This window comes from Streptococcus infantis, from assembly GCF_001579645.1.
GTDB classification, from domain to species: Bacteria; Bacillota; Bacilli; order Lactobacillales; family Streptococcaceae; genus Streptococcus; species Streptococcus infantis_E.
Genome location: NZ_KQ970818.1, coordinates 131,130 through 157,680, shown reverse-complemented (window position 1 = coordinate 157,680; position 26,551 = coordinate 131,130). Strand labels below are relative to the sequence as shown.

Annotated in this window: 24 protein-coding genes and 1 other RNA gene; 6 read left to right on the top strand and 19 right to left on the bottom strand. The window is 40.5% G+C overall.

Annotation, left to right across the window (positions count from 1 at the left end):
* Nucleotides 1–91: 91 nt before the first annotated feature.
* Complete coding sequence (locus tag SINDD18_RS00850; protein ID WP_004252057.1) at nt 92–1,021, top strand: helix-turn-helix domain-containing protein; 930 nt, start codon at nt 92–94, stop codon at nt 1,019–1,021.
* A gap of 51 nt (nt 1,022–1,072) precedes the next feature.
* Here SINDD18_RS00850 and SINDD18_RS00845 read toward each other — a convergent pair whose 3' ends face one another.
* From SINDD18_RS00845 to zapA, 3 genes are all read right to left on the bottom strand, one after another.
* The gene (locus SINDD18_RS00845; RefSeq protein ID WP_061862747.1) at nt 1,073–3,409 is read right to left on the bottom strand and encodes an endonuclease MutS2; all 2,337 of its coding nucleotides are present in this window, start codon (nt 3,407–3,409) and stop codon (nt 1,073–1,075) included.
* 261 nt (nt 3,410–3,670) lie between these two features.
* Entirely contained in the window at nt 3,671–4,219 is a 549-nt protein-coding gene (locus tag SINDD18_RS00840; RefSeq protein WP_061862746.1) for a CvpA family protein, read from the bottom strand.
* The gene (zapA, locus tag SINDD18_RS00835) at nt 4,216–4,518 is read right to left on the bottom strand and encodes a cell division protein ZapA (RefSeq protein WP_049503020.1); all 303 of its coding nucleotides are present in this window, start codon (nt 4,516–4,518) and stop codon (nt 4,216–4,218) included. The genes SINDD18_RS00840 and zapA overlap by 4 nt, the downstream gene beginning before the upstream one ends.
* 86 nt (nt 4,519–4,604) lie before the next feature.
* On the opposite strand from zapA, the gene rnhC reads away from it, so the two are divergent.
* The 3 genes from rnhC to recD2 all read left to right on the top strand — a co-directional run bounded on the left by rnhC (nt 4,605) and on the right by recD2 (nt 8,571).
* Nucleotides 4,605–5,486, top strand: coding sequence for a ribonuclease HIII (gene rnhC, locus SINDD18_RS00830; protein WP_061862745.1), 882 nt, complete (start codon nt 4,605–4,607; stop codon nt 5,484–5,486).
* Between the two features lie 3 nt (nt 5,487–5,489).
* A complete protein-coding gene (gene lepB / locus SINDD18_RS00825) occupies nt 5,490–6,104 on the top strand; it encodes a signal peptidase I (protein WP_061862744.1) in 615 nt (204 codons plus the stop codon).
* A 100-nt stretch (nt 6,105–6,204) separates the two neighbouring features.
* Nucleotides 6,205–8,571 (top strand): SF1B family DNA helicase RecD2, encoded by a 2,367-nt coding sequence (recD2, locus tag SINDD18_RS00820; RefSeq protein WP_061862743.1) that lies wholly within the window; start codon nt 6,205–6,207, stop codon nt 8,569–8,571.
* A 46-nt stretch (nt 8,572–8,617) separates the two neighbouring features.
* On the opposite strand, the gene tig is transcribed toward recD2, so the two are convergent.
* The 16 genes from tig to SINDD18_RS00740 form a co-directional block, all read right to left on the bottom strand.
* Complete coding sequence (gene tig, locus SINDD18_RS00815; protein WP_061862742.1) at nt 8,618–9,901, bottom strand: trigger factor; 1,284 nt, start codon at nt 9,899–9,901, stop codon at nt 8,618–8,620.
* Nucleotides 9,902–10,083: 182 nt separating this feature from the next.
* Complete coding sequence (locus SINDD18_RS00810; RefSeq protein WP_049527414.1) at nt 10,084–10,716, bottom strand: response regulator transcription factor; 633 nt, start codon at nt 10,714–10,716, stop codon at nt 10,084–10,086.
* A gap of 11 nt (nt 10,717–10,727) precedes the next feature.
* Nucleotides 10,728–11,726: a sensor histidine kinase gene (locus tag SINDD18_RS00805; protein ID WP_061862741.1), complete on the bottom strand. Its 999-nt coding sequence runs from the start codon at nt 11,724–11,726 to the stop codon at nt 10,728–10,730.
* On the bottom strand, nt 11,723–12,421 hold the full coding sequence (liaF, locus tag SINDD18_RS00800) for a cell wall-active antibiotics response protein LiaF (protein WP_061862740.1): 699 nt from the start codon (nt 12,419–12,421) through the stop codon (nt 11,723–11,725). The genes SINDD18_RS00805 and liaF overlap by 4 nt, the downstream gene beginning before the upstream one ends.
* A 94-nt stretch (nt 12,422–12,515) precedes the next feature.
* Nucleotides 12,516–13,517, bottom strand: coding sequence for a type 2 isopentenyl-diphosphate Delta-isomerase (gene fni, locus SINDD18_RS00795; RefSeq protein ID WP_061862739.1), 1,002 nt, complete (start codon nt 13,515–13,517; stop codon nt 12,516–12,518).
* A complete protein-coding gene (locus tag SINDD18_RS00790; RefSeq protein WP_061862738.1) occupies nt 13,495–14,508 on the bottom strand; it encodes a phosphomevalonate kinase in 1,014 nt (337 codons plus the stop codon). Before SINDD18_RS00790 ends, fni begins: the two co-directional genes overlap by 23 nt.
* The gene (gene mvaD, locus SINDD18_RS00785; protein WP_061862737.1) at nt 14,495–15,448 is read right to left on the bottom strand and encodes a diphosphomevalonate decarboxylase; all 954 of its coding nucleotides are present in this window, start codon (nt 15,446–15,448) and stop codon (nt 14,495–14,497) included. Before mvaD ends, SINDD18_RS00790 begins: the two co-directional genes overlap by 14 nt.
* Nucleotides 15,430–16,308 carry a mevalonate kinase gene (mvk, locus tag SINDD18_RS00780; RefSeq protein WP_061862736.1) on the bottom strand — a complete coding sequence of 293 codons (879 nt, stop codon included), beginning with the start codon at nt 16,306–16,308 and terminating at the stop codon, nt 15,430–15,432. Before mvk ends, mvaD begins: the two co-directional genes overlap by 19 nt.
* A 122-nt stretch (nt 16,309–16,430) precedes the next feature.
* Nucleotides 16,431–17,363, bottom strand: coding sequence for a choline-binding protein CbpF (cbpF, locus tag SINDD18_RS00775; protein WP_061863217.1), 933 nt, complete (start codon nt 17,361–17,363; stop codon nt 16,431–16,433).
* Nucleotides 17,364–17,457: 94 nt separating this feature from the next.
* A complete protein-coding gene (locus SINDD18_RS00770) occupies nt 17,458–18,147 on the bottom strand; it encodes a response regulator transcription factor (RefSeq protein WP_061862735.1) in 690 nt (229 codons plus the stop codon).
* Nucleotides 18,148–18,158: 11 nt separating this feature from the next.
* Nucleotides 18,159–19,583, bottom strand: a complete 1,425-nt coding sequence (gene gndA / locus SINDD18_RS00765; RefSeq protein ID WP_003017375.1) for an NADP-dependent phosphogluconate dehydrogenase — start codon at nt 19,581–19,583, stop codon at nt 18,159–18,161.
* Between the two features lie 76 nt (nt 19,584–19,659).
* A complete protein-coding gene (gene mapZ, locus SINDD18_RS00760) occupies nt 19,660–21,123 on the bottom strand; it encodes a cell division site-positioning protein MapZ (RefSeq protein WP_061862734.1) in 1,464 nt (487 codons plus the stop codon).
* A 12-nt stretch (nt 21,124–21,135) separates the two neighbouring features.
* Entirely contained in the window at nt 21,136–22,293 is a 1,158-nt protein-coding gene (locus tag SINDD18_RS00755) for a THUMP domain-containing class I SAM-dependent RNA methyltransferase (RefSeq protein WP_061862733.1), read from the bottom strand.
* An 81-nt stretch (nt 22,294–22,374) separates the two neighbouring features.
* An RNA gene (gene rnpB, locus SINDD18_RS00750) (RNase P RNA component class B) lies at nt 22,375–22,755 on the bottom strand.
* An 18-nt stretch (nt 22,756–22,773) separates the two neighbouring features.
* The gene (gene gpsB, locus SINDD18_RS00745; RefSeq protein ID WP_000146538.1) at nt 22,774–23,103 is read right to left on the bottom strand and encodes a cell division regulator GpsB; all 330 of its coding nucleotides are present in this window, start codon (nt 23,101–23,103) and stop codon (nt 22,774–22,776) included.
* Nucleotides 23,104–23,172: 69 nt separating this feature from the next.
* Nucleotides 23,173–23,700, bottom strand: a complete 528-nt coding sequence (locus tag SINDD18_RS00740; RefSeq protein ID WP_049510169.1) for a DUF1273 domain-containing protein — start codon at nt 23,698–23,700, stop codon at nt 23,173–23,175.
* Nucleotides 23,701–23,767: 67 nt separating this feature from the next.
* Here SINDD18_RS00740 and recU point away from each other — a divergent pair, with 67 nt between their 5' ends.
* Together recU and pbp1a are read left to right on the top strand one after the other, a co-directional pair.
* Nucleotides 23,768–24,364, top strand: coding sequence for a Holliday junction resolvase RecU (gene recU / locus SINDD18_RS00735; protein WP_000248769.1), 597 nt, complete (start codon nt 23,768–23,770; stop codon nt 24,362–24,364).
* Nucleotides 24,361–26,523 carry a penicillin-binding protein PBP1A gene (gene pbp1a / locus SINDD18_RS00730; protein ID WP_061862732.1) on the top strand — a complete coding sequence of 721 codons (2,163 nt, stop codon included), beginning with the start codon at nt 24,361–24,363 and terminating at the stop codon, nt 26,521–26,523. The genes recU and pbp1a overlap by 4 nt, the downstream gene beginning before the upstream one ends.
* The last annotated feature ends 28 nt before the right edge of the window (nt 26,524–26,551 follow it).

The window sequence follows — 26,551 nt, the reverse complement described above, 5'->3', positions numbered from 1 at the left end:
GAAAAACGTAACTATAATTACTTTTCACTAAAAGTCAACCAAAAAACTGGTAGAATTATGAAAGAATATAAAAAATTCAAGGAGATTTAAAATGCAAGATGAAAGTGTATATGGATTAGTTTACAAATTCATTCGTGAGGAAAGGGGGTTTACACAGAAGAAAGCTGCTGGCATAACGGTGACCCCTCATTTCTTACGTCAGTTTGAGCAAGGAAAATCTCGGATTACTATTCAAAAATTTGATGAGCTTCTCTCGAATATTGGAATTGATAAGGAGACCTTTGATATTCTCAAAATGAAGATGTTCCCTTCTGAATTTCATAAATTACAGACTCAAGTAGCTAATTTAGCCTACAAGCGTGAATACAAAAAAATCCTTAGCTTGATTAATAAGCCCTTAGAGAATCCTGGTGTCTCTGAACACTATGTTATTGCTAATCGCGTAGTCAATAAATTTGCTATCGCCAATATTATTGGTAATTCTTTTCTAACTTCAAAAGACTATCAAGAATTGGAATATATCAAAAATTATCTTAGCGAATTAGATAACTGGAATAAAATCGAGGTAAAAATCTTTTCATCCATCATACCCCACTTTTCAATCGAATTTTTAGATTACAAGCTCTATCATTTACTAAATACTCTTAAAAAACAAACTGAGTACCATTCAACCCGTACTGCTGACTACTATATTGACTGTATGAGAACTTCTATCAAACATTATTCTGTTAATGGTTACTATGATAAGGCTGAGAATTTAGCTCTTAAAACTTTGGAAGTAATTAACACCTTCCCTTTATTGAGTGCAAAAATGGTGGATATGATTGGTCTATCAATGGAACGTGCTAATAATTTTCTCAGACAAGATGACATCAGAGGTTTAGAAATTGCAAAACATATCTTTGCCGTTCTTGATAACTTTGAAAAAATCTATCCTAATCAACTCTTAACACGAATGAGAGAGGATTTCTTTGCTACTGTCACACAACTCAATCATACTGGACAACCTTTAGACGTCTAGTCGAGAAAAAGAAAAAGCTTGAGGAATACATAAGATTCCTCAAGCTTTTTCTTATCCTTTAAAGGTAACGATAGTCGCTCCAGAACCACCTGCATTTTGTGGCGCATAGCCAAAGCTTTTGACTTGCTTGTTTCTTTGGAGATATTTGGTTACTCCTTCACGAATGACTCCTGTACCGATACCATGGATGATGTCTACTTGAGCCATGTTATTGAGTAGGGCTTGGTCGATAAAGGCATCCAAGGCTTCCATAGCTTCCTCATAACGTTTGCCACGAAGGTCTAGTCGAGCCTGTGGACCTTTACCACCTGCCCGTTTGATAACGTTGACTTGTTTTTTCTTGACTGGTACTTCTTGCTGAGCCTGAACCAAGTCAAACTCTCTTTCCTCAAGGGTCATCTTAATCAAGCCAACTTGAGCTTCCCAACGACCATCCTTGAGTTGATTAGTCAAGGTACCTCGTTGACCATAGCTTAAAACGATGATATCATCCCCAACTTTTGGAGCTCGTTTTTTCTTAGCCTTTTGGAGGACCTTATTTTTAGAAAGATCAACTTTTTCAGGTGCTAACTTCTTGAGTTTAGCCTTGGCTTCGATAATCTCATGTGGTTTTAGTTGAGATTTGCTGTGAAGATTTTTAAGAATATCATCACTTTCTGCCAGAGCTAAGTCAACAATCTCCGCAGCTTGCTCACGCGCCTTATTGAGTTCTGTTTCCTTCTCACGATTAAGCTCGTTGTAGAGTTTTTTAAGCGCACGGTTCATCTTGAGGTTTTCTTGCTCGACTTGGCGAATATTCTCAAGACGTTTACGGCTTTCCAGCGTCTGCTCTTCCAATTGTTCAATAATGCGATTGACATCATTGTCTTGATTAATCTGCTTGCTGGCATCGCCTACAATGACATCTGACAAGCCGAGACGTTTAGCAATCTCAAAGGCATTACTTCGACCAGGTACGCCTTGCATAAAGCGATAAGTTGGGCGTAAGCTAACTGTGTCAAACTCCATGCTGGCATTTTGAACATAGGCAGTTTCAATTCCGTAGGCCTTGAGTTCAGGATAGTGAGTGGTTGCCATAGTCTTGACCTGACGCAAGCGCAAGTCCTCTAGGATAGACATGGCAAGGGCTGCACCTTCTTGGGGATCTGTTCCTGCTCCAAGCTCATCTAGTAACAAGAGCGAGTTTTGGTTAACCTTACCGAGAATATCAACGATATTAGTCATGTGACTAGAGAAGGTTGAAAGACTTTGTTCGATGGATTGTTCGTCTCCAATATCCGCAAAGACCTCCTCAAAAATTCCCACACGACTTCCCTTATCGGCCAAAATCGGCAAACCTGACTGAGCCATCAATTGCGTCAAACCTAAGGTTTTGAGCATAATGGTCTTACCACCCGTATTGGGACCAGTGATGACGATGGCTGTTAGATCTTTACCAAAGTGTACATCATTAGCAACAGCATTTTGCACCAAGGGATGACGAACATGAAGGAGTTGAATCTCCTGGTCCTCAGAGACTTGAGGAACTACTGCTCCTGTCTCTTGGATAAAGCGCACCTTAGCACGAATCAAGTCTAAATGTCCAATAATCCAGCCATCATTTGCGATTTCAGCCGCGTGCGGTCTTACTCGTTCAGAGAGTTCTTGCAGGATACGCATCATCTCATAGCGTTCGTCTGCACGAAGACTAGCGATTTCTTCACTCAGCTTGACTACTTCACGCGGTTCGATATAGACAGTGTTCCCGCTGGCAGAAATATCATGAACCACACCGGCAATCTTATTACGATAGGTGTTTTTGACAGGAAGAACCTGGCGACCATTTCTACTAGCGATGATACCTTCTGTCAACATCTGAGCCTTTTGTTTGAGAAGTTCTTGCAAGACGTCGCGAACTTGGCTCTCGCTATCATGGATTTTACGACGGATTCGTGCTAGTTCTTCACTAGCAAAATTCTCAATAAATCCAGCTTCATTGATGGCTTGGAGATTACCCTGCAGATGTGGAAAATCATGAAGTTTCTCAAACCAATTTGCCAAGTGGTCCAAGCGGACATTTTCAAGATTATCATAGAAATTTTTCAGTTCACGGCTAGCAAATATGACACGTTTGAGAAGGAGAAATTCCTCGATATTGAGGTCAGCACCCATCTCCAAACGTTTGGAGGTCGCTGCAATATCTTTTGTTGCAGAAATGCTGAAGTGAGGATGCTCGACAAAGAGTTCTTGCATTTCCTTCATCTCTGCAAAAGCTTGCTTAATCTTGTCTCCTTTATCAGTCGGAGCAAGTTCTTTCAACTGCACTAGTCCTTGCTCGGTCAAAAGATGAGGTTCAAATAAAGCCTTAACCTTATTAAATTCTAATGTTTCTAGTATCTTTTTATTCATTTTCTTTTCCTTCGTAATGAGCGAATAATTTTTAAAATTCTCACTCTTTTCAAAAAGGCTCCTAAACTATTGATACTCAATGAAAATCAGAGAGCAAACTAGGAAGCTAGCCGTAGGTTGCTCAAAGCACTGCTTTGAGGTTGTATATAAGACTGACGAAGTCAGTCACATATATAATCCAAGGCGAAGCTGACGTGGTTTGAAGAGATTTCCGAAGAGTAGGAAATTGTAAACAAAAGGCTAGGAATTGTTCCCGCCCTTTTATCCGATTATTTTGGTTACCCAAAGTTGTTTAATCACATGACTAGTGATGGGAACACTCTGGATGATATGTTTAGCTACAAAACTGTTTTCAAGTGAATTTTGAACAATTTGTAAAGGAACAGTCGCAAGAATGGTCAGTATCATCTGGAGGACAAATAAGGTCACAGCCAGAGATAAAACACCTGCACCTATACGGAAATATTGGCCCTCTAGCTTTTTAGTCGGTAGAAGATTAAGAAAGAGACCCACCAAACGACCAATGCAATAAAATATAGTAAAGGCTAAGAGGTAACCAATCCCTGCATAAAAGACCTTGTCCAGTTGGAAAAGTTGATTGGATGGGAAAAAGAAGGTTCCCTGCCCTTCCTGTGGACTTGCATATGGAATCAACAAATCAAATTGTTTCCCTAAAGATTGATAAAAATTTCCTGCAAGAAGAGCTGAAATCACAGTTGCTACAAAATAGTAAATCTGTAAAACAAAACCTCTACGATAACCGATATAAAAGCTCCATGCAAGAACCAATAAGAGAAGGACGGAAATCATAGGGAATCCTCAATCTTGCTCTGTTCTTGTTTAGTCGCTACAACTTGATGACGGAGGGCGTCTAATTCTTGTTCCTTATCATCAAATTCAATCTCACGACTGAGTTGAGTTGACAAGCTATTGACTGCTAATAAAATAGCGATTGTCTCATCATCCGCTCCAGGCATCTGCTCTTTAATTGCTTCATATTTTTCTGTTGCGACCTTGGCAATTTCCTCCATAAAGAGGTTGTCATGCTCAGTTGTTAGGGTCAATGTTTTTTTTCCGAATGTAAACTTGTATCGATTTAAATTTGCCATAAAATTCACCTCACGATATTATACCAAATTTCACTTAGTTTGTCAGTTTTTACCAATTCTACGGCTTTTATGGTACAATAAGAATCATGGCAAGTATTACATTAATTCCGAGTGAAAATGAAATTCAAGCTTTTGTTCAAAAGCATGAAAAAAAACTCGTTCCAAGTAAAAACCCATATATTCGCTACTTTTTCAAGCTTCCACAGACAAGTGTTTCCATCTACACATCAGGAAAAGTGCTCTTGCAAGGAGAAGCTGCTGAACGTTACGCCAGTTTTTTTGGTTATCAGGTCAGCCCAGTAACTAGTGGACAAAACTTTCCGATGATTGGAACTGACGAAGTAGGAAATGGTTCCTACTTTGGTGGTCTGGCTGTAGTAGCATCCTTTGTGACTCCTGACCAGCATGACTTTCTGCGAAAATTAGGTGTAGGGGATTCTAAGACTCTGACAGACCAAAAGATTCGTCAGCTTGCTCCTCTGCTTAAGGAAAAAATTCAGCACCAAGCTCTACTACTTTCTCCAAGCAAGTATAATGAAGTCATCGGTGAGCGCTACAATGCCGTTTCTGTCAAGGTAGCCCTGCACAATCAAGCCATTTTTCTCCTTCTCCAAAAGGGAGTTCTGCCAGAAAAGATTGTGATCGATGCCTTTACTAGTACTCAAAACTATGAGAAGTACTTAAAAAATGAAGCTAATCACTTTTCTAATCCAATCAGTCTGGAGGAGAAAGCTGAAGGTAAATACTTGGCTGTCGCTGTTAGCTCAATCATTGCACGTGATCTCTTTCTAGAAAATCTCGAAAATCTGGGTAGAGAACTTGGTTATCAACTTCCAAGTGGGGCTGGAACGGCTTCTGATAAGGTAGCTAGCCAAATCCTTCGTGCCTATGGTATGCAGGGACTCAACTTCTGCGCCAAACTACACTTTAAAAATACTGAAAAAGCCAAAAAAATGCTAGAAAGGTAAATCATGAAATATTTAAAATCATTTTTAAAAGAGTGGGGAGTTATCTTCCTACTTATTACACTAGTAGGTCTTAGCCGTCTCTTTCTCTGGAGGAATGTCAGTGTAGAAGGACATTCAATGGATCCTACCCTGGCAGATGGAGAAATCCTCTTTGTGGTTAAACATCTCCCAATCAATCGTTTTGATATTGTGGTTGCTCATGAAGACGATGGGAACAAGGATATCGTTAAACGGGTCATTGGTATGCCAGGAGATACTATCCGTTACGAAAGCGACAAGCTCTATATCAATGGTCAAGAAACTGATGAGCCCTATTTAGCAGAATACCTTAAGCGTTTCAAGGAAGATAAACTCCAAAGCACCTATACTGGAACTGGTTGGGATGGTAAAAAGGGAGAATACTTTAGAACTTTAGCTCAAAAGGCTCAGGCCTTTACCCTAGATGTTAATTACAACACTAGCTTTACCTTCACTGTTCCAGAAGGAGAATACCTCCTCCTAGGTGATGACCGTCTGGTATCTAGCGACAGTCGACATGTTGGTACCTTTAAAGCAAAAGATATCACCGGTGAAGCCAAATTCCGCTTCTGGCCACTCAAGCGTATCGGAACATTTTAAAAACTAAGAAGAGGCCGAGAATTTTCTATCTCAGCCTCTTCTCATTCTATTTTGACTAAATCTGGGATAAATTTTCTCAGACACTATTGTAAGGAATTTTATGGAAGTTTATTTTTCAGGCACCATTGAACGCATTATTTTTGAAAATGTCAGCAATTTTTTCCGTATTTTACTCCTAGATATTGAGGATACCAATGCTGAAGACTTTGATGATTATGAAATCATTGTCACAGGTACTATGGCTGATATCATCGAAGGGGAAGAATACACCTTTTGGGGGCAAATCGTCCAACACTCAAAATATGGGGAACAGCTACAAATGACTCGCTATGAGAGAGCCAAGCCGACTAGTAAGGGCTTGGTCAAGTATTTCTCCAGCAGCCATTTTAAGGGAATTGGACTCAAAACAGCCCAGAAAATTGTGGATATCTACGGGGAGAATACTATTGACAAAATCTTAGAAAATCCAGACAAACTCCAATCAATCTCTGGACTCTCTGCTAAAAATCGTGAAGCCTTCGTCTCAACCCTTCGTCTTAATTACGGAACAGAGATGGTCTTAGCCAAACTGGCTAATTACGGCATCCCAAATAAGCTGGCCTTTCAGATTCAAGACTTTTACAAGGAAGAAACGCTAGAGATTGTCGAGAATTATCCCTATCAACTGGTCGAGGATATCAAGGGCTTGGGATTTACCATCGCTGATCAATTGGCCCAAGAATTGGGGATTGAGAGCCAGGCTCCCGAGCGCTTCCGTGCTGGTCTCGTCCATAGTCTCTTTCAAGGTTGCATGGAAACGGGAGATACCTATATGGAAGCTAGAGACTTGTTGGAGCAAACCCTCAACCTTCTTGAATCCTCCCGTCCAGTCGAACTAGAGCCGAGTCAAGTTGCCCAAGAGCTTGCTTATCTGATTGAAGAAGATAAGGTCCAGCAGATTGATACCAAAATCTTTGATAATAGCCTCTTTTTTGCAGAAGAAGGGATTCGCAGCCATCTCATCAGAATCCTCGAAAAAGGGCAGAGTAAAAAACAGGATCTAGAAACCATCCAAGACCATATCACAACTGTTGAGGAAGAACTGGGGATTGAGTATGATAGTATTCAAAAACAGGCCATCTGCGATGCTATCCAGAACAAGGTCTTTATCCTTACAGGTGGACCTGGTACAGGTAAGACTACTGTTATCAACGGCATTATCGCTGTCTATGCTCTCTTAGAAGGACTGGATCTCAAAAAAAAGAGCAATCTGCCCATTCTCCTAGCCGCTCCAACTGGTCGCGCAGCCCGTCGCATGAATGAGTTGACAGGCTTGCCTAGTGCAACTATTCACCGCCACTTGGGTATGACTGGAGACGACGATACCAGCCATCTGGAAGATTATCTGGATGCTGACTTTATCATTGTTGACGAGTTTTCCATGGTAGATACTTGGCTAGCTAACCAGCTCTTCTCCAATATCTCCTCTACCAGTAAAATCCTCATCGTTGGAGATAGTGACCAGTTACCTTCTGTCAGTCCTGGTCAAGTCCTAGCAGATTTACTCCAGATACCAACCATCCCTCAAACACGTTTAGAAAGAATCTACCGTCAGAGCGAAGAATCGACCATCGTCACTCTTGCAAGTCAGATTCGTCAAGGAATATTGCCTGCAGATTTTACCCAGAAAAAAGCAGATCGCTCCTACTTTGAAATCGCTAGTAACCATATCCCTGCTAGCATTGAAAAAATCCTAGGTGCTGCTATCAGAAGTGGCATCCCTGCTCGTGATATTCAAGTTCTTGCCCCTATGTACCGTGGAACTGCTGGTATTGATGCCATCAACCAGCTCATGCAAGACCTACTCAATCCTCCACAAAAAGACCAGCTTAGCTTTGAAGCTCCTCAGTGTCACTATCGAACAGGAGATAAGGTCATTCACTTAGTCAATGATGCAGAGGTCAATGTCTTTAACGGAGACTTAGGCTATATCACAGACTTAATTCCAGGAAAATACACTGAATCCAAGCAAGATGAAATTATGATTGATTTTGACGGCAATGAGGTCTCCTATCCTCGAAATGAATGGTACAAGATTCGCTTAGCCTATGCCATGAGTATCCATAAGTCTCAAGGTAGCGAGTTTCCTGTTGTTATCCTGCCTATCACCAGTGCAAGCAAGCGCATGTTGGAACGTAATCTCATCTATACGGCCATCACCCGTGCTAAAAGTAAGCTCATTTTACTAGGTGAATTACAGGCCTTTGATTATGCAACCCAACACATCGGAACAGCTCGTAAGACCTATTTGATTGAGCGTTTCAGCGACTTAATTGGAAATCTTGAAGAAAATACACAAGCTGTCTCTGAAACTGCCACATTAACTGACTCTGAACAATCCTACATCTTAACCGAAGAAAACTGGTCAAATATTCCAGCCATGATTGGGATTAGCCAAGAAGACCTGCAAGAATTTTTCGGAAAATAAAGTATAAGAAAACCCACCGAATCGGTGGGCTTTTTATCTTTTCAGATTATTTTACTGTTGCAGTGCTTGTGATCAATTCAACAGCTTTCTTCACTGCGATATCGTGTTTCAACATTTCAGCTGAAAGCAAGCTTTGTACTTGTGCAACTTCCATGTTGTAATCTGCAGCCAATTGCTCGATTTCTTTTTGGATTTCTTCGTCAGTAGCGTCAAATCCTTCAGCTTTCGCAACTGCTTCGATGACAAGGTTAGTCTTCGTACGTGACTCAGCTTCTGCTTCGTATTGTTTGTGAAGGTCTTCTTGAGTAGTTCCAGTGATTTGGAAGTACATGTCAGGGTTGATACCTTGACGTTGCAAGTTTCCAAGGAATTCATTTACTGAACGGTGAACTTCTTCGTGGATCATTTCTTCTGGAAGTTCTACGATTTCAGCGTTTTCAACTGCTTTATCGATTGCTGCACCTTCAACGGCATCTTTGTAAGCTTCTTCTTTAGCAGCAGCCAATTCCTTGCGGTATTTTTCTTTCAATTCAGCAAGTGTTTCAACTTCTTCATCGATGTCTTTTGCAAGTTCATCGTCAAGAGCTGGAACTTCTTTAGCTTTTACTTCGTGGATAGTTGTCACGAATTTAGCTTCTTTACCTGCAAGATCTTCTGCTTGGTAGTCTTCTGGGAATGTTACGATAACGTCTACAGTTTCACCAGCTGAGTGACCTACCAATTGGTCTTCGAAACCAGGGATGAATTGACCTGAACCAAGTCCAAGTGAGAAGTTTTCACCTTTTCCTCCGTCAAATTCAACACCGTCAATAGAACCAACAAAGTCGATAACAACAGTGTCGCCGTTTTCAGCAGCACCTTCTTTAATCACCAATTCAGCCAAGTTGTTGCGTTCACGTTCGATACGTTCTTCAACGTCAGCGTCAGTTACTTCTTTTTCTACATCTACTGATACTTCAAGGTTTTTGTAGTCACCCAATTTAACTTCAGGTTTTGTAACAACTTCTGCAGTGATAACCCAGTCTTGACCTTTTTCCATTGAAGTTACGTCAATTTTTGGTTGTGCAACGACTTCAAGACCAGCTTCTTTTACAGCTGCTTCATAAGCGTTTGGCAAAAGAGCGTTCATAACGTCTTGGTAAAGTGACTCTTCACCAAATTTTTGGTCGAAGATAGGACGTGGAAGATGACCCTTACGGAAACCAGGAACGTTAAGAGATTTCTTTACTGAGTTAAATACACGATCCAATTCTGGTTTGATTTGGTCTTGAGAGATAGTGAAAGTCAAGACACCACGGTTTGTTTCTTTGTTTTCAAATGATACAGACATTCTGTCATTTCTCCTTAAAATTTTTTTAAATACAGTCTATTATATCATATACTAGTAACTTTTTTCAAGTCAGAACCGAGCTTTCAGGACTGCTTGATATACTTGTTAATCCTAGATTACTGTTTTTTGCTAAATGTATCCAATTTACCGAATAAACCTTGCTTTGGCTCCAAAAAATGCATCTAGAAGTCCTCATGGCCAACCAAGTGATGCTGAAAGGCATAGACTGCTGCCTGGGTGCGGTCGCTAACCTGAAGCTTAGCAAGGATGTTTGAAACATGAGTTTTTACAGTTTTGAGGGAGATAAACAATTCATCTGCGATCCGCTGATTTTCATAACCCTTAGCAATTAGTTGAAGGACATCCCGTTCACGCGCAGTCAAGTCCTCATGAAGTTCAATATGATTACGATTGTATTCTACCTTCTTACTGACCTCTTGTTCAATAGCCAACTCTCCAGCCGCCACCTTACGAACAGCGTGCAGCAATTCGTCCGCGCTAGAAGTTTTGAGCATATATCCCCTAGCTCCAGCATTCAAAACCGGCATGATTTTTTCATTATCTATGTAAGATGTCACAATCAAGATTTTAGCCTCTGGCCATTCTTTGAGAATAGCTAGTGTCGCGTCAATCCCATTGACTTCAGGCATGACAATATCCATGACAATCACATCTGGACGAAGCTCCAAGGCCATGGAAATTCCTTCCGCACCATTGGTTGCTTCTCCTACAACCTCTACATCATTTTGTAATTCAAAATAACTTTTTAAACCCAGACGCACCATTTGGTGGTCATCTACCAATAATAGTTTCATCTTACTTCCTCTTATCTATCCAAATCAAGCAAGGGAATGCGGATATCCACTGCCAAACCTTGCTTGGGAGCTGTTAATAATTGTATAGTCCCAGCCATATCTTCCACTCGTTCTTTGATATTGCGTAAACCATAGCTTAATTCATCAACATCATCTAGCTGAAAACCACGCCCATTGTCTGCGACCTTCAACTGTAATTCCGTTTCCGTTTGATAAAGGTAAACATCTAGACATGAAGCCTGGGCATGACGAAGTGTATTACTAATCAATTCTTGTACAATCCGGAAAATATGTTCTTCAATCTTTTTAGGCAATTCATCTACCTGATATTTAAAGCTGACTTTGAGTTCACTTTTTTCTTCCAATTCTTTCAGAAGCATCTGAATCCCCTCGACCAGACTTTTCTGTTCCAGTTCAATTGGTCGTAGATGCAAAAGAAGAATGCGCAAGTCTCTTTGAGCTGTCTCTAAAATGGCAGTCACACTTTGGAGTTGTGTTTGCATCTTCTCTCTGTCTAATTTGGAAGCTTGTTGACTGAGTCCCGATAAAATCATATGGGCAGCAAAAATTTCTTGGCTGACCGTATCATGCAAGTCACGTGCGATTCGCTTGCGCTCCTTTTCAATAATCACTTCTTCTTTGACCAAGGCTTGATTGTCTGCTTTTTGAATAGCTTCTGTCAACAAACCAAGCTTTCCTGACAAGTTTCTAAAACTTGCGTCTAAGTCAGCATCTCCCAGACTTTCAATCTCTTTGCCAGCTAGCAGACGTTTAAGATTTGCTTGGATTCTTCTTCTTGAAATTTCGTCAACAATTGTCCAGAATAGGACTAATAAAAATGCCAGGGCAAGAGTAAACATCAGGGCTAGAAAAAGGACTTTTTCTGTCTTTTCTAGATCCTGAAAAAGAGAAGTCCATTTCAAATCTAAGACCTTAAAAATGCTTCGAAATAGAAAAGCGACAAAGAGAAATGAGGTGAGACCAATTAAAATATAGGGTTGCTTTTTCATCCTCTCACCACCTCAACATCTCCAACCATAGTTGTCAAAAGAATCTTAACACTCTTGGGACTCTTGAGATAGTCTCTCGTTTCTTGATGAAATTGCTCATTACGCAAAGCACGTTTAGGCTGATCAAAGAAGGTTAAATCTCCATAAAGAGAATTGACACTGAGACTGACCTCTACATCCACTGGTACGATAATTCTGGTTGTGCCGACTAGCTTTCTCAAGATGATGACATTATCATGATTGCTCAAAATCACGTGCTCTAGATGAATGGTATCCTTCCCCATGAGACGAAAAAGATTGATATCATCAAAGCGGCAAGTCTGGTAGCTTGAAAAGTGGTGAAGATTTCCAAACCAGCGATTTTTCTCCCTCTTTACTGTCACTACTTCTTCAAAAACCAGATTGGTATCTTCTCTTTCCTGGTTCATCATAGGATAAAGCAAGAACAGGCTGTATATCAAGGCCACAAAGATAGCCATAATAACAAAGGGATTGAGCATGATGATAAAGAAAAATAGGATGCTCACTGCCACTAATATGAGGTTATTTCCCTGTCTTCCAGTGTAGTATCGAATCAGCAGTAAAAACAAGAGCAATATCAGCAGAAAACGGGAAAAATGCTCTGATACCATCATAATCAGAGCTCCTGTTAATAAACAAGCTTCAATAAATAGAAAAATTTGAAATTTTCGCATGTATCCGTCCTCTCTATTTTATTGTATCACAAAACCAAAAAGTCACATCAGTCTGAGGAATGATAAAGAGACCGGGACCAAAATCCCGATCTCCTTATAGTTGATCTTTTGCTTCTTTTAATTTTCCGTAAAGGAGATAGTCGACCTCTTGCAAATCCTCAATTCTTTTACAACTAAGGGCACACATAATCAAGCGTAGGTCTTCCTTCCAACTCTCAACAATAGTGATAACGACATCAACAGAGTAATTTTCAACCAGCTCTAACATGGTACGTGATAGACCAACTGCCTTGGCTCCAAAGACCAAGCATTTGATGATGTCTAGTGGATTGCGAACACCTCCACTTACCAGAAGCTCCATCTTATCTTTCCAGTCTTGGGCATTGATAAGAGCCTGCATGGTTGATTGCCCCCAATCATTGAGGTAGTCCCGTTGACCGCTACGACGGTTTTCAATATAGGCAAAGCTAGTCCCGCCACGGCCAGACAAATCAACTGTACGTATCCCCATTTCGTATGCCTTAGCAATGGTCTTCACATCCATGCCAAAGCCGACTTCTTTTAAAACAAGGGGGACTGAGATCTGATTAGCATAATCCTTCAGATTATTTTGCCATAATCTAAATCGACGCTCACCTTCTGGCATAAGTAATTCCTGCATGACATTGACATGAACTTGCAAGAGAAGGGGATTCATCTCTTGGACCGTTTGTAGCCCCAGTTCAACAGGTTTATCCAAGCCAATATTGGTTCCAAGAAGGAGGTCAGGATGATTTGACTTCACGGAAAAAGAATCATCTGATGGATCCTTAAGTGCCGCACTGTAGGAACCTGTCACAAATAAAATCCCACAAGCCTCGGCCACCTGAGCCAACTTTTGATTGATTTCTCTGCCCTTATCACTACCGCCTGTCATGGCATTGATATAAAAAGGAAAGTCCCATTTGCGCCCTGCAAATTCTGTCGAAAGATCAATTTCCTCTATGTCATATAAGGGTAGCGAAGAGTGGATCAACTCCACTTCATCAAAACTATTATAAGAACTGTTTTGTTCAAGGGCATAGCGGATGTGTTCATCCTTCCGATTTGTCGTCATGTCCTATCCTTTCTTGATACAAGAGCTCAATTCCTAAATCAGCCCAACGATTTTTCAGTAATGTTGTCGAATCTTGGTCAAAACTAAGAGCAATCCCACAGTCTCCACCACCAGCACCACTACTTTTAGCGACGGCTTTTAAGTCTCTACTGGCATCTTTTAATTGTCTGAGCGAAGGTGTATAAATATCTGAACTCAAGTCTTCTAAGAGCAGGCTAGCTTGTTCTAGCAAGTCAATAACGGTTTCTTCTTGACCTACCTGCAAAGCCTTTACCAAGTTAGCTACAATTTCTTTTGAAGCCTGCAAAAAGCTAGCGTTCATATTATTCTTGATTTGCTTGACCATGTGACTAGATACAGCCACTTCCTTGGTCCAACCAACCAGAAAATCAAATTTCAAGGCAGGTTCAACACTAGAAATAGAAAAGCCCCAGTCACGTGCTAATACAGCCTGCAAGTATTCTTTTTCTAGCCAATCTGCCACTTTCTCACGGTCAAATGACTGATAGAGGACGAGGTCTTCTGATACAATACAGGCAATGTCCCCCATGGAGCCATTGTCCCCACGTTTAAGAAGTACAGCACTCGCCAATTTAAACAAGACTTCTCTTTCAACTGGTCTTCTATAGAAAGCAAGCATGGCCTTGATGACCAAGACAACTACACTACCACTAGAACCCAGCCCAAACTTCTTCCCCTCGCGCTCCATTTTCCCGCGAATGTCTAAAGAAAAAGGCTGTAGTTCAACTCCTTGAACAGTCAAGTATTCCTCTACCAAGGCAACTATTTCTTGAATCAAGGCATAAGAAGAATCCGGTTGCAAGTCTACACTATAGGAAAACATATCTGAGTAGAGTCGATAATCATTAGAGGCTTTAATCTCAGCCGTCATATAGATGGGAATAGCCTTTATTAGCGCCAACTGTCCTGGTTCTAAAATGGCATACTCACCAGCCCAATAGAGCTTCCCACAAGTTTTAACAATCGTCATCTTGGCTCAAATCCTTTGTTTTTGAAACGATTAAGCGATAGCGTTGACCTAAAAGTTCTGATAAATGTTCCAAGTCCTCTTCCAGGCAAAGAACCTTGACATTAGGGCCCGCATCCATGGTAAAGTAGCAAGCTTCTCCTTGTTCTCTAAGCTGACGAACAAAATCCATAGCCTCATAACTAGCATCTGTCAGATAAGAGAAGGATGGAGTTGCAGTTTTTGTCGTAGCATGCATAGCCAACGCGTTCTTCTCTGTCAATTCTCCAACTTTCTTAAAGTCATTTTCCTTGAGGTAGACTAACATATCCTTGTAGTCTTGTTCAGATTGACGAATCCACTCATCAAAAGTCGTAGAAGTTTCGACACAAAGCTTCATCCCATCTCGACTGGAAATTGGTTTTTTCTGGTCTTCCAAGACCAACATAATCATAGCGAGTTTCAAGTCAGTTTCGACAGGATAAATCTCTCCACTATCCTTGTCCCAAGCTGCTATGGGGCCATAAAAACTACGAGATGAAGAACCAGATGCAAACTTAGCTTCCAAAGCTAATTCTTTACGATCTAGCCCTAATTGGAAGTAAGCATTGCAGGCTTTGACCAGGGCAGATAAGCCACTGGAACTTGAAGAAAGACCTGCCGCTGTTGGCATATTATTCTTGGTATCGATACGAACAAAACCTGCTCCTTCAGGACGGTAGCGGTCAATGATTTTACTCATTTTGACATGCTCAGCTTCGTTTTGCAACTGACCATTGATGTAAAACTCATCTACCCTAGCATCTGCTGGTAAAGGTGAAAGTGTCGTCTCCGTATACATATTTTCTAAGGTTAGAGAGATACTGCTAGTCGCAGGAACCATCTCTTTTTCTGCTTTCTTACCCCAATATTTAATAATAGCAATATTGGCATAGGAACGTACTGTTACAGGCTTTCGATCCATGTCTGAACAGCTCCTTTCTCTTCTAATCTTTCAGTTAGTTCTTGCGCTTGGCTCTCATTAGCAACCAAGGCGATGATACAGCCTCCTAGACCACCACCACTCATCTTTGCACCTAGAGCACCATGGTCGAGAGCAGTTTCAACCAAGGCATCTGCCTCAGGGCTACTAACTCCGATTTCCTTTAGATTTCCATGAGCTTTGGTTAGAATTTCTCCCAGCTTCACGGCATCTTTCGTTTTTATTGCTTCTTCTGCTTCTTGGGTCAACTCTCCTAGCGCATGCAAGAAAGGTAAGGCATCCTTGCCCTTGCTCTGCACGACCTGGATAGCTTCACGAGTATGTCCATAAACTCCTGTATCAGCAATGACTAGATAAGCTGACAAATCCATGGTTAATTCTTCAAAACCAACATTCTTGATAAAACGAATAGGCTGGTCACTAAGACAGGTCTTGGCATCTAAACCACTAGGATTCATATGGGCAATCATCTCCGCTCGATTGACCAAAATTTCTAAAACATCATGCGGAAGTTCTGCTTGGTAATAATCAAATACCGCTCGAATGGCCGCAATACTGATAGCTGCTGAAGAACCCATCCCACGTTTTTCAGGAATAGCCGAGTCAATTTGACAACGGATGCAAGCATCCTGGATATTTAAATACTCGAGAGAAGCATAAACTGCCATGGACAAGGTATCCTCTTCAAAAAGACGCCATGGTGTCGCTGCTGGAACCACCCGACAAGTCACTTCAACCTCTAAAAGAGGCAAAGAGATCGCTGGGTAGCCATAAACGACTGCATGCTCTCCTATTAAAATAATTTTACTATGTGCCTGACCGACACCAACTTCTTTTGTCATTTAATCCTTCTATCAGACGAAAACTGTCTTTTTCTAGATAAAATTTTATAACTTTATTCCTTTCTATTTTATTATATTTTCACAAAAAAAGCGATTGTTTCCTTCACAATCGCTTGTTTTCATTACTGGACCCACTCGCCATTATAGTTGACGTAGTAGCCACCTACTGTGGTATTTACAGCTAAGGCACCTGAACTATAGGCATAGTACCATTTACCGTTAACTTGGAACCAGCCTGTCACCATAGCTCCTGACGAACGAAGATAATACCAAGTATTACCGACATAAATCCAGCCTGTTTTCATATCACCGTTTTGAGCATCTAAATAATACCAAGTCGAACCATCTAGATACCAACCGGTCGCCATAGCACCTGATGAACGGAGATAGTACCACTTGTTACCAAGATACTGCCAACCCGTTTGCATTGTAGCAGTTGTTGGATCTAGATAGTACCAAGTTGAATCATCGTTTATCCAGCCACGTGCGAGCTCCCCAACAGTCAATCTGTTGATGCGAGAATCAAAGCCACCATCCTTCTGTAAATAATACCAGTGCCCCTCATCATGAACCCAACCGGTTTTTAAGGTGTGATAACTTCTTTGGTCTTCAAAATAGTAGACTCGTTTCTCTGCTGGACTATCATATTGTTCCCCATGATGTTTGTTGGTATTTGTAGCAGTTTTTGCTTCTAAAACTTGCTTACCAACAAATTCTTGTAGTACCCCATCTTGACCAAAGTAAAACCAATCTGGTCTAAAAGCAACATCTTGCCTTATAGAAGAACCAATCGTAACCCCTTCGTGTGGAGCAGGTATATATTGCCACCCAACAACCATCTCTCCAGATAAACCATCAAAATAATAGTACTTGCCATCAATCACTCGCCAGTAGGTTTCTTTGAGGTCCCCCTTCTTATAGTAGGTTCTACCATTTTCTTGGACAAATTTCCAGCCTTCAGAATTCGAATCATCCGCCAATACTGAACTTGTCGCTAGCAAACCAAAGAAAAAGACTGCTAATGCGATTTGCATCATTTTTTTCAAAAATTTCATTCTTGTTTCCTCCAAAATGATTGTAGCAAAGATTAAATCATATGTCAACATTTCAATGACTCAAAAAAAGCAGTTACACAACTGCAACTGCTTTCTATTCTTGCATGGTATAACCAACACCACGCACTGTTTTGATGTAGCTCTTTTGACCTTTGACATCAATCTTGCTCCGTAGATATCGGATATAGACATCTACGATATTGGTCTCTGTAGCACTTTCATACTTCCAGACGCTCTCTAGCAATTGTTCACGAGTTAAGACTTTCTTACTGCCCATGAGTGTAGCTAAGAGGTCATATTCACGACGTGTCAGAGCAATCATCTCCTCGCCACGATAGACTGTATGGTGTTCAACATCCATACGCAGATTGCGATAAGCTGTCGGAACTTTCATCTGACTACAGTGTTGGTCGATGAAATCTCGACCTCGGAAGATAGCTGAAATACGACTGACCAAATCATCAATAATGATAGGTTTATAGATATATGAAACAGCGAAACGCTGGATTGTTTCAAGTTGGTCTTGCAATTCTTCTCGATGGTCCAAGATCATGATCACCGCAGCTGGCTTGGTTCGACTCAACTTATCTGCAAAATCCTGGGCTGTCATATCCCCTAGATGAGCATTCAGTAAAATCAAGTCATAGTCTGTCTGAAGAGCCATGGAGAGGGCTTTTTGTCCCTCTTCTACCTGATCAACTCGGTATTGCTCTTTTTGGAGTTCCAGACTTAAAAAATGAGCTAGATTTCTTTCTTTCTCAAGTAATAAAATCCGTTTCCCCATGGCTGACCTACTTATTTTTCGTCATACCAAGAGTAGTGGAAGGTTCCTTCTTTGTCTTTACGTTGGTAAGTGTGGGCACCAAAGTAGTCACGTTGTGCTTGGATCAAATTAGCTGGAAGATCAGCTGAACGGTAGCTATCAAAGTAAGTAATAGCTGCTGAGAATGTTGGTACCGGTACTCCAGCTTGAACAGCAAGAGCTACAATATCACGAACAGATTGTTGGTACTTAGCAGTTACGTCCAAGAAGTACTCATCCAAAAGAAGGTTAGCAAGATCTGCGTCACGGTTGTAAGCATCTGTGATCTTTTGCAAGAAACGTGAACGGATGATACATCCATCACGCCAGATAGATGCGATGTCCGCAAATGGCAAGTTCCAGTTGTTTTCTTTAGAAGCTACACGCAATTGAGCAAAACCTTGTGCGTATGAGATGATTTTTGAGAAGTAAAGGGCTTGGCGGATTTTTTCAATCAACTCAGCCTTGTCTCCTTCAAATTTGAAAGCAGCTGGTTTTGGAAGCACCTTGCTTGCATGTACACGCTCTTCTTTGTAAGTAGAGATGTAACGCGCAAATACTGACTCAGTAATGAGTGACAATGGCACACCAAGGTCAAGCGCTGATTGGCTAGTCCATTTACCAGTTCCTTTGTTACCTGCAGCATCAAGAATGTAGTCTACGATTGGTCCATCTTGACCTTCATCGTCTTTGCGTCCAAGGATATCAGCTGTGATTTCGATCAAGTAGCTGTCCAATTCACCCTTGTTCCACTCAGTAAAGATTTCAGCCATATCTTCTGCAGAAAGACCAAGCAAGTGTTGCATAAGATCGTAGCTTTCTGCGATCAATTGCATATCACCGTACTCGATACCATTGTGGACCATTTTCACATAGTGACCAGCTCCATCAGGACCAATGTATGTCACACATGGTTTTCCATCTTCTGGTGCTTTAGCTGAGATTTCTTCAAGAACATCAGCCACCAAGTCGTAAGCTTCTTTTTGTCCACCAGGCATGATAGAAGGACCTTCAAGGGCACCTTTTTCACCACCAGATACACCAGTACCGATAAAGTTGATACCTGAGTTCGCCAATTCTTCATTACGACGGATGGTATCTTTATAGAAAGTGTTTCCTCCGTCGATCAAAATATCACCTTTATCCAAGTGTGGAAGAAGGGCTTGAATCGTCGCATCTGTACCAGGTCCTGCTTGAACCATAAGCATGATACGACGTGGTTTTTCAATTGAATTTACGAAGCTTTCGATATCATAGCTTGGCACGAAGTTTTTATCAGGGTGGCAAGCAATCACATCTTCAGTTTTTTCTTTACTACGGTTATAAATAGCAACTGTATAACCACGGGATTCAATATTAAGGGCAAGGTTACGACCCATTACGGCCATACCAACAACACCAAAGTTAGCTTTTGTCATGTGACACTCCTCTTGTTTAATATGTTTTATTTTATCATGTTTATCTGTGAAAAGAAAGAATTTTGTAACAATTTAACTAGTAGTCTAAATCATTCGCATGTCCAGAACCATTCCCTACAAAGTAACCTGTCTTACAATTAAGGGTAAAGAGATAGGTACCATCTGGTTTATAAAGATTATAGTAGCCGTTACCATTTACAATATTCACAGGTTCCAAAATATATTGGTTGCCTGTAATGTAGCCACGCGCACGCGAAGTATCAAGAATTCGTTCAAGGACACCATCTGCAAAAGTCCAAGCAGGATTACTACTATCACTAACAGCAGCTTGATTATAAGGTACTCGACTGACACCTCTTTGTAGGTTCACACCATTGCTCGATAGTCCACTATTAAGGATATTATTTGCTGAGGCTGTTTCACCCGCTGAAGTTGATGCATTTGCAGAGCTGCTAGCATTGCTTTCAGTTGCTGAGCTTGACTCTGTTTGGCTTGATGAACTTGACTGACTACTGCTTGAGCTTGTAGAACTTGAAAGTTGACTCTTACCGAGACTAATAGCCTTATCTAGCAGTTTATCAATTTCAGTGTTCCCAGTCTTAACTTCGGTAAATTTAGCATCTGCCTTTACTTTAGCATTTGTATCTAAGACACCATCAGTGATAGCTGGTGTTTCAAATTGAGCATTAACATCTTGTACTGCCTTGATTTGTGTTTCAAGGCTATCATATTTTGATTTAGCAAGAGTATGCTCTCTAGCTCCCTCAAGTTTATCTAAAAGTTCTTTGAGTTGATTCAGTTGACTAAACTGACTATTTTTTAGGGCAGTTTTATTCTCATCAGTATAAAAAGTATCATAGAGACTGTTAAATTGATCGAGAATTGCTTGATTACTTACCAAACCTGCATCAGATGACTGAGACTGAATTTCTTGGGAAGAACGCGTAATTTGACGATAAACGTAGTAGCTACCTCCAATAATCAAGACAATAATCGCTAAAATAGCTGACAAGATGACCCACAGTTTTTTGCGTCGTGGTTCATCCTCTTCTTGAAGAGAGCGAGCTAGAATTGGGGTTTCTTCTTGTGAAGTTTCCTCATTTTCTACCTGTTCAGGTTCAAATACTTCCTCTACAAGATTTTTGTCCATAACTAAAGTTTCTTCTAGTGGCGAAAGGAGAACTTCTTCAGTTGCTACTCCCTCTTCTTCAGCAAACTTTTCTGATTCAGAGACTTCTTCTACTGGTTCCACCTCTTCTTCAATCGTTTCTTTAGCATCTTGGATCAAATCATCTAGACTTTGAAGTTCCTCTTTCTTCGCCTGAATGTTTGTAAATTTATCAGCTTCGATTTCTTCACGGTGTTGTTTAATGTATTTGTCCAAAATCGTATCATCAGGAGTTACTCCTGCTTCGATTTCTTCATTTTTTCGAATAACTTGTCCAACTGTTAGATCCTTAGCTTCCTCAAAGTCAAACTGAGGTTCTTGGGAGATTTTCTCCGGTTCTAACAATTCTTCTTTTTTATCCTTCGGATCCATGGCAGCTCCTTTCTAATCTGTCAAATTTCTTTTGACACGTTGACCAAAATATTGATACAAATCAACTTTCAAAGTACCATTATAGAGTTTTCGTTTTTTATCCGCCTGACTACCATATTTACTTTCAAAGGCTTCATCACTTGTCAGAATAAACTTACTCCAAGTTTTGAGTGGTTCAAAAACCTCACCCATTTCAGCATAAAGTTTAGTTACTCCTGCATCATCTGACAGACGTTCACCATATGGTGGGTTAGAGATAATGACTCCATTAATCTTATCCGTACGCAAATCCTGTACGCGCATCTGTTTAAAGAGAATATCTCCAGATACTCCTGCTGCCTGGGCATTGGCTTTGGCAATTTCCACCATACGACCATCGATATCACAACCCATAATATCCAGTTCAATCTCTCGATTTATCTGCTTGCTTGCCTCAGTTCTGACTTCTTGAATCAAGCGGTCACTAACCCAGTTCCACTCTTCAAAGGCAAAGGAACGACGCAAACCTGGTGCCATCTTGCGCGCAATCATAGCCGCCTCAATACAGAAGGTTCCCGAACCACAGGTTGGATCAATCAAAGGCTTATCAGGGTACCAGTTTGACAGTTGCAAAATCGCAGCTGCCATATTCTCCTTGATTGGAGCACCACCTTTTTCAGTACGGTAACCACGTTTAAAGAGACTTGAACCAGTCGTATCAATCATAACAGTCGCTATATCTTTCAAAATGGAAACTTCAATCTTGAACTCTGGACCATTCTCCATCAGGGGAACACCTTCTGGTCGGGCATAGTGTTTTTGTAGTTTCTTAACAACTGCCTTTTTAGAAATTGCCTGCACACTTGGTTCATTGTGTAATTTTGACTTAACACACTTAGCCTTGGCAATTGGGAAACGAGCTCCAAGTGGGAGATAGTTCTCCCAATCTAGAGCAAAAACACCTTGGAAAAGTTCTTCAAATGTTTTTGCAGGAAAAGTTCCCACAACGATTTTGATTCTATCCGCAGCTCTTAGCCACAGGTTAGTTTGGATAATCGCTTTAACATCACCTTGAAAACGAACACGCCCATTTTCAACTTGACAATCATAACCCAAATCTCTCACTTCACGTCCAACTACAGCTTCCAAACCCGCAGCAGCAGTCGCAATTAAATTAAATGTTGTTTTCATTTCAGTCTTTTATAGACCTTTCTTTATTCACTTTAAAAAATGAGGTTGAGAATATATCTCAGCCCCAACCTATATGCAATTTTCTATAAGCCATGTTTTGTTCCAGAAGTGACTAGGACCACTTCCTTCGATAATCATCTGTCTACCACTAGCAGCTCTAGCTGATAGCAGTCAGAGTACTACGTTCGTTTCCGCGCACTCCATGCCCCGACCAAAATTTGGGTTGCTAGCTTGAGGGGTTTACCGCGTTCCACTCTCTCTGTTTCCAGAGAGACTCCGTCACTGTGGCACTTTCAAGTCTACTCTGACATATCCTAAGACTTAGCCATTTCAACTGCCGTAACGATTTCTCGTCCCTAGGCTTATGGTTTCGCCTAGCACAAACACTACAGGCATCACAGCCTGTGCTAGCATGGACTTTCCTCATGAAAAGAAGCTCTCTTCACGCGATTATCCAAAAATTGCACAACAGAAGTATTCTTAGAAATCAGAATTATCCATGATTTGTTTGCCAAATACTTCTTTTTCAAGACGATTCAAACGTTTCAAAATATCAAAATTTGTCATAGAAGTTGTACTTCCAAGCTCTGCTGGTTCAGAAGCTACTGGAGTCACTTGAGGTTTTTTCGCCAATTCCTCTTTCAACTCTGCAATTTCTAAACGGAGTGACTTTACTAATGCTGCATAAGTTTCATAATCCTTGATGACATCATCCAAGAATTCATCAACCTCTGCTTTACTATATCCACGTACTTCTCTTCCAAAATCTTGCTCAAAAATATCTTTTGCTGTAAAAATAATACTTGCCATGTCTCTCTCCATTCTCAGTTGCTAGTATTATTATATAAAAAAAGGCAAACAAAAAGCAAGGTCAAAGGCTCAATTTTCGGAAAAATTTTCAGCTACTTCGTTTAATTCCTCAAATGTTAATCTTTTTGTAATATAGTTGTCTTTCTTTTTCATCAGTTCGTAAAAATACTTCAGTTTTGTTTCATTTTCTTCATCATAAAAAAGATAGGCTCCATCTGTATTTTCAAGTAAGAAAAGTTGATAATCTCGTAATTGACCCTTGTGTTCATAGTTCGGATAGGCGTATTTAACAAAATCAACTTGTTTAAATTCACTAAGTTTAACCCGATTCCCCTCATTCCAGTTTTCCCCATGAGTCTCAAAATCAAAGATAGTCGCAAGTTGGAAACCAAAGTCATCTTTCATATCTCTGGCCACCTCCAAAACCCAGTATTCAAATCCCAGAGTTCCCGTAAACACCAACCATTTCAACCCTTCGTCAGCCATTTTTTCCAAATCTCTACGAATGGCTTTTTTAATAATTTTTAAACGAATATCTTTGTCATTAAACAATCCTAAATCAAAGCTAGAATAGCCTAAAACCAAGGCAGTATGCATTTTTTCACCCTTTCTGTTCACTTTTATGGTATAATAGAGTGATGTTATTGTACCAATAAGGAGAATTATGGTCAACTATCCTCATAAACTTTCATCGAAAAAAAAACAACAAGTCACCTCACAAACTAAAAATTTCGCAAATCGTGGGATGACCTTTGAGAAGATGATCAATGCTACAAACGATTATTATCTGACACACGGTTTAGCTGTTATCCATAAGAAACCAACTCCCGTTCAGATTGTCCGCGTAGACTATCCTCAGCGTAGTCGTGCTAAGATTGTTGAAGCTTATTTTAGACAAGCATCGACTACCGATTATTCTGGAGTTTATGAAGGGTTTTACATCGATTTCGAAGCCAAGGAAACCAAGCAAAAACATGCGATTCCGATGAAGAACTTCCATCCTCATCAGATTCGGCATATGGAACAAGTCCTTGAACAAAAAGGAATTTGCTTTGTCCTTCTTCATTTTTCTTCTTATCAAGAAACGTATTTATTGCCGGCACTTGACCTCATCCGTTTTTATCATCAGGATATGGGTAAAAAGTCAATGCCGCTTGACTATATCAAAGAATTCGGTTATGTGATTGAGCAGTCTGCTTTTCCACAAATTCCTTACCTTGATACAGTCAAACAACATTTACTAGGTGGTAAAACAATATGAACAAACAAACTATCTTACGCATCGCTAAATACCTCGGCATTGGTGTGATTAGCTTATTTATCGCAGCTTTCCTGGTTGGTGGTGGTGTCTTTCTTTACTATGCAAATAAGGCTCCTGAACTTTCCGAGAGCAAACTTGTTGCAACTACATCAAGTAAAATTTATGATAGCAAAAATGAACTAATCGCAGATTTAGGTGCTGAACGTCGTGTCAATGCTCAAAGTAGTGACATTCCTACCGATCTTGTCAATGCGATTGTCTCTATCGAGGATCACCGTTTCTTTAACCATAGAGGAATTGATAGCATTCGTATAGCAGGAGCTTTCCTTCGTAACCTTCGAAGCAATAGCGGTCTTCAAGGTGGATCGACTTTGACTCAGCAGTTGATAAAATTGACCTACTTCTCAACATCAACAGCTGATCAAACCCTATCCCGTAAAGTTCAAGAGGCTTGGTTAGCTATCCAGCTAGAGCGAACTGCAACTAAACAAGAAATATTGACCTATTACGTCAATAAGGTCTACATGTCAAATGGTAACTATGGTATGCAGACTGCTGCAGAGAACTACTATGGTAAGGATCTCAAAGATTTGTCCATTCCACAGCTAGCACTCTTAGCAGGTATGCCACAGGCTCCAAACCAATACGATCCTTATTCTCATCCTGAAGCTGCCCTTGAAAGACGGAACCTTGTTTTGTCAGAAATGCAAAGACAAGGATACCTTACAGCCGAACAATATGAAACAGCCATCAATACTCCAATCACAGATGGACTTCAAAGTCTAAAATCTCTTAATAGCTATCCACAGTACATGGATAACTATCTTAAAGAGGTTATTGATCAAGTAGAACAAGAGACAGGTTATAATCTATTAACAACAGGTATGGAAGTCTATACAAACGTCGACCAAGAGGTACAAAAACACCTTTGGGACGTCTATAACACTGATCAATACGTAAACTATCCTGATGATGATATCCAAGCAGCTTCTACTATCGTTGATGTATCAAATGGTAAAGTTATTGCCCAACTCGGATCTCGTCACCAAGCTAGCAATGTATCCTTTGGTACTAACCAAGCAGTGGAAACAAACCGTGACTGGGGTTCAACTATGAAACCAATTACGGACTATGCACCTGCACTTGAATACGATATCTATGACTCAACTGCTTATATGCTTAAGGATGTACCATATAACTTCCCAGGTACTAGCACTCCAGTCTACAACTGGGATCGTGGCTATTATGGTAACATCACTCTTCAAACTGCTATCCAACAATCTCGTAACGTACCAGCAGTCGAAACTCTCGATAGAGTTGGACTTGATAAAGCCAAAAAATTCTTAAATGGACTTGGCATTGATTATCCAACCATGGTATATGCAAACGCAATTTCAAGTAATACGACTGAATCAGGTAAACAGTACGGTGCAAGTAGTGAAAAAATGGCTGCTGCCTATGCTGCATTTGCTAACGGTGGTATCTATCACAAACCAATGTATATCAATAAAGTTGTCTTTAGCGACGGTAGTTCAAAAGAGTTTTCTGATCAAGGTACTCGTGCTATGAAAGAAACAACCGCCTATATGATGACAGAAATGATGAAAACAGTATTATACTCTGGTACAGGTCGAGACGCTTATATTTCATGGCTTCCACAAGCAGGTAAAACTGGTACATCAAACTACACTGATGAAGAGATAGAAAACCACATTAAAACAAGTCAATTTGTTGCTCCGGATGAAATGTTTGTTGGTTATACCCGTAAATATTCAATGGCAGTCTGGACTGGTTACTCAAACCGCCTTACTCCAATCGTTGGTGATGGCTTTACAGTTGCCACTAGTATCTATCGTTCTATGATGCAGTATCTAGCAGAGGACGATCATCCTGGTGACTGGAAAATGCCAGAAGGACTTTATAGAAGCGGTGATTACGTCTTCAAGAATGGGGCACGTAGCAACTGGATTCCACAATCAACTCAAGCAAGTTCGACAACAGAGAGCTCTAGCTCAAGTTCAACTTCAACAACTGAAAGTGAAAGCTCTTCAAACGAAAATACGAATGGTACTACTAATCCAAATGCAACGCAACCAAACTCATCTGCAAATTCTCAACAACAAAACCAACCTCAACAAAATCCACGAAGACAGCAATAAAATATAGAAAAAACTGAGAATAACACGG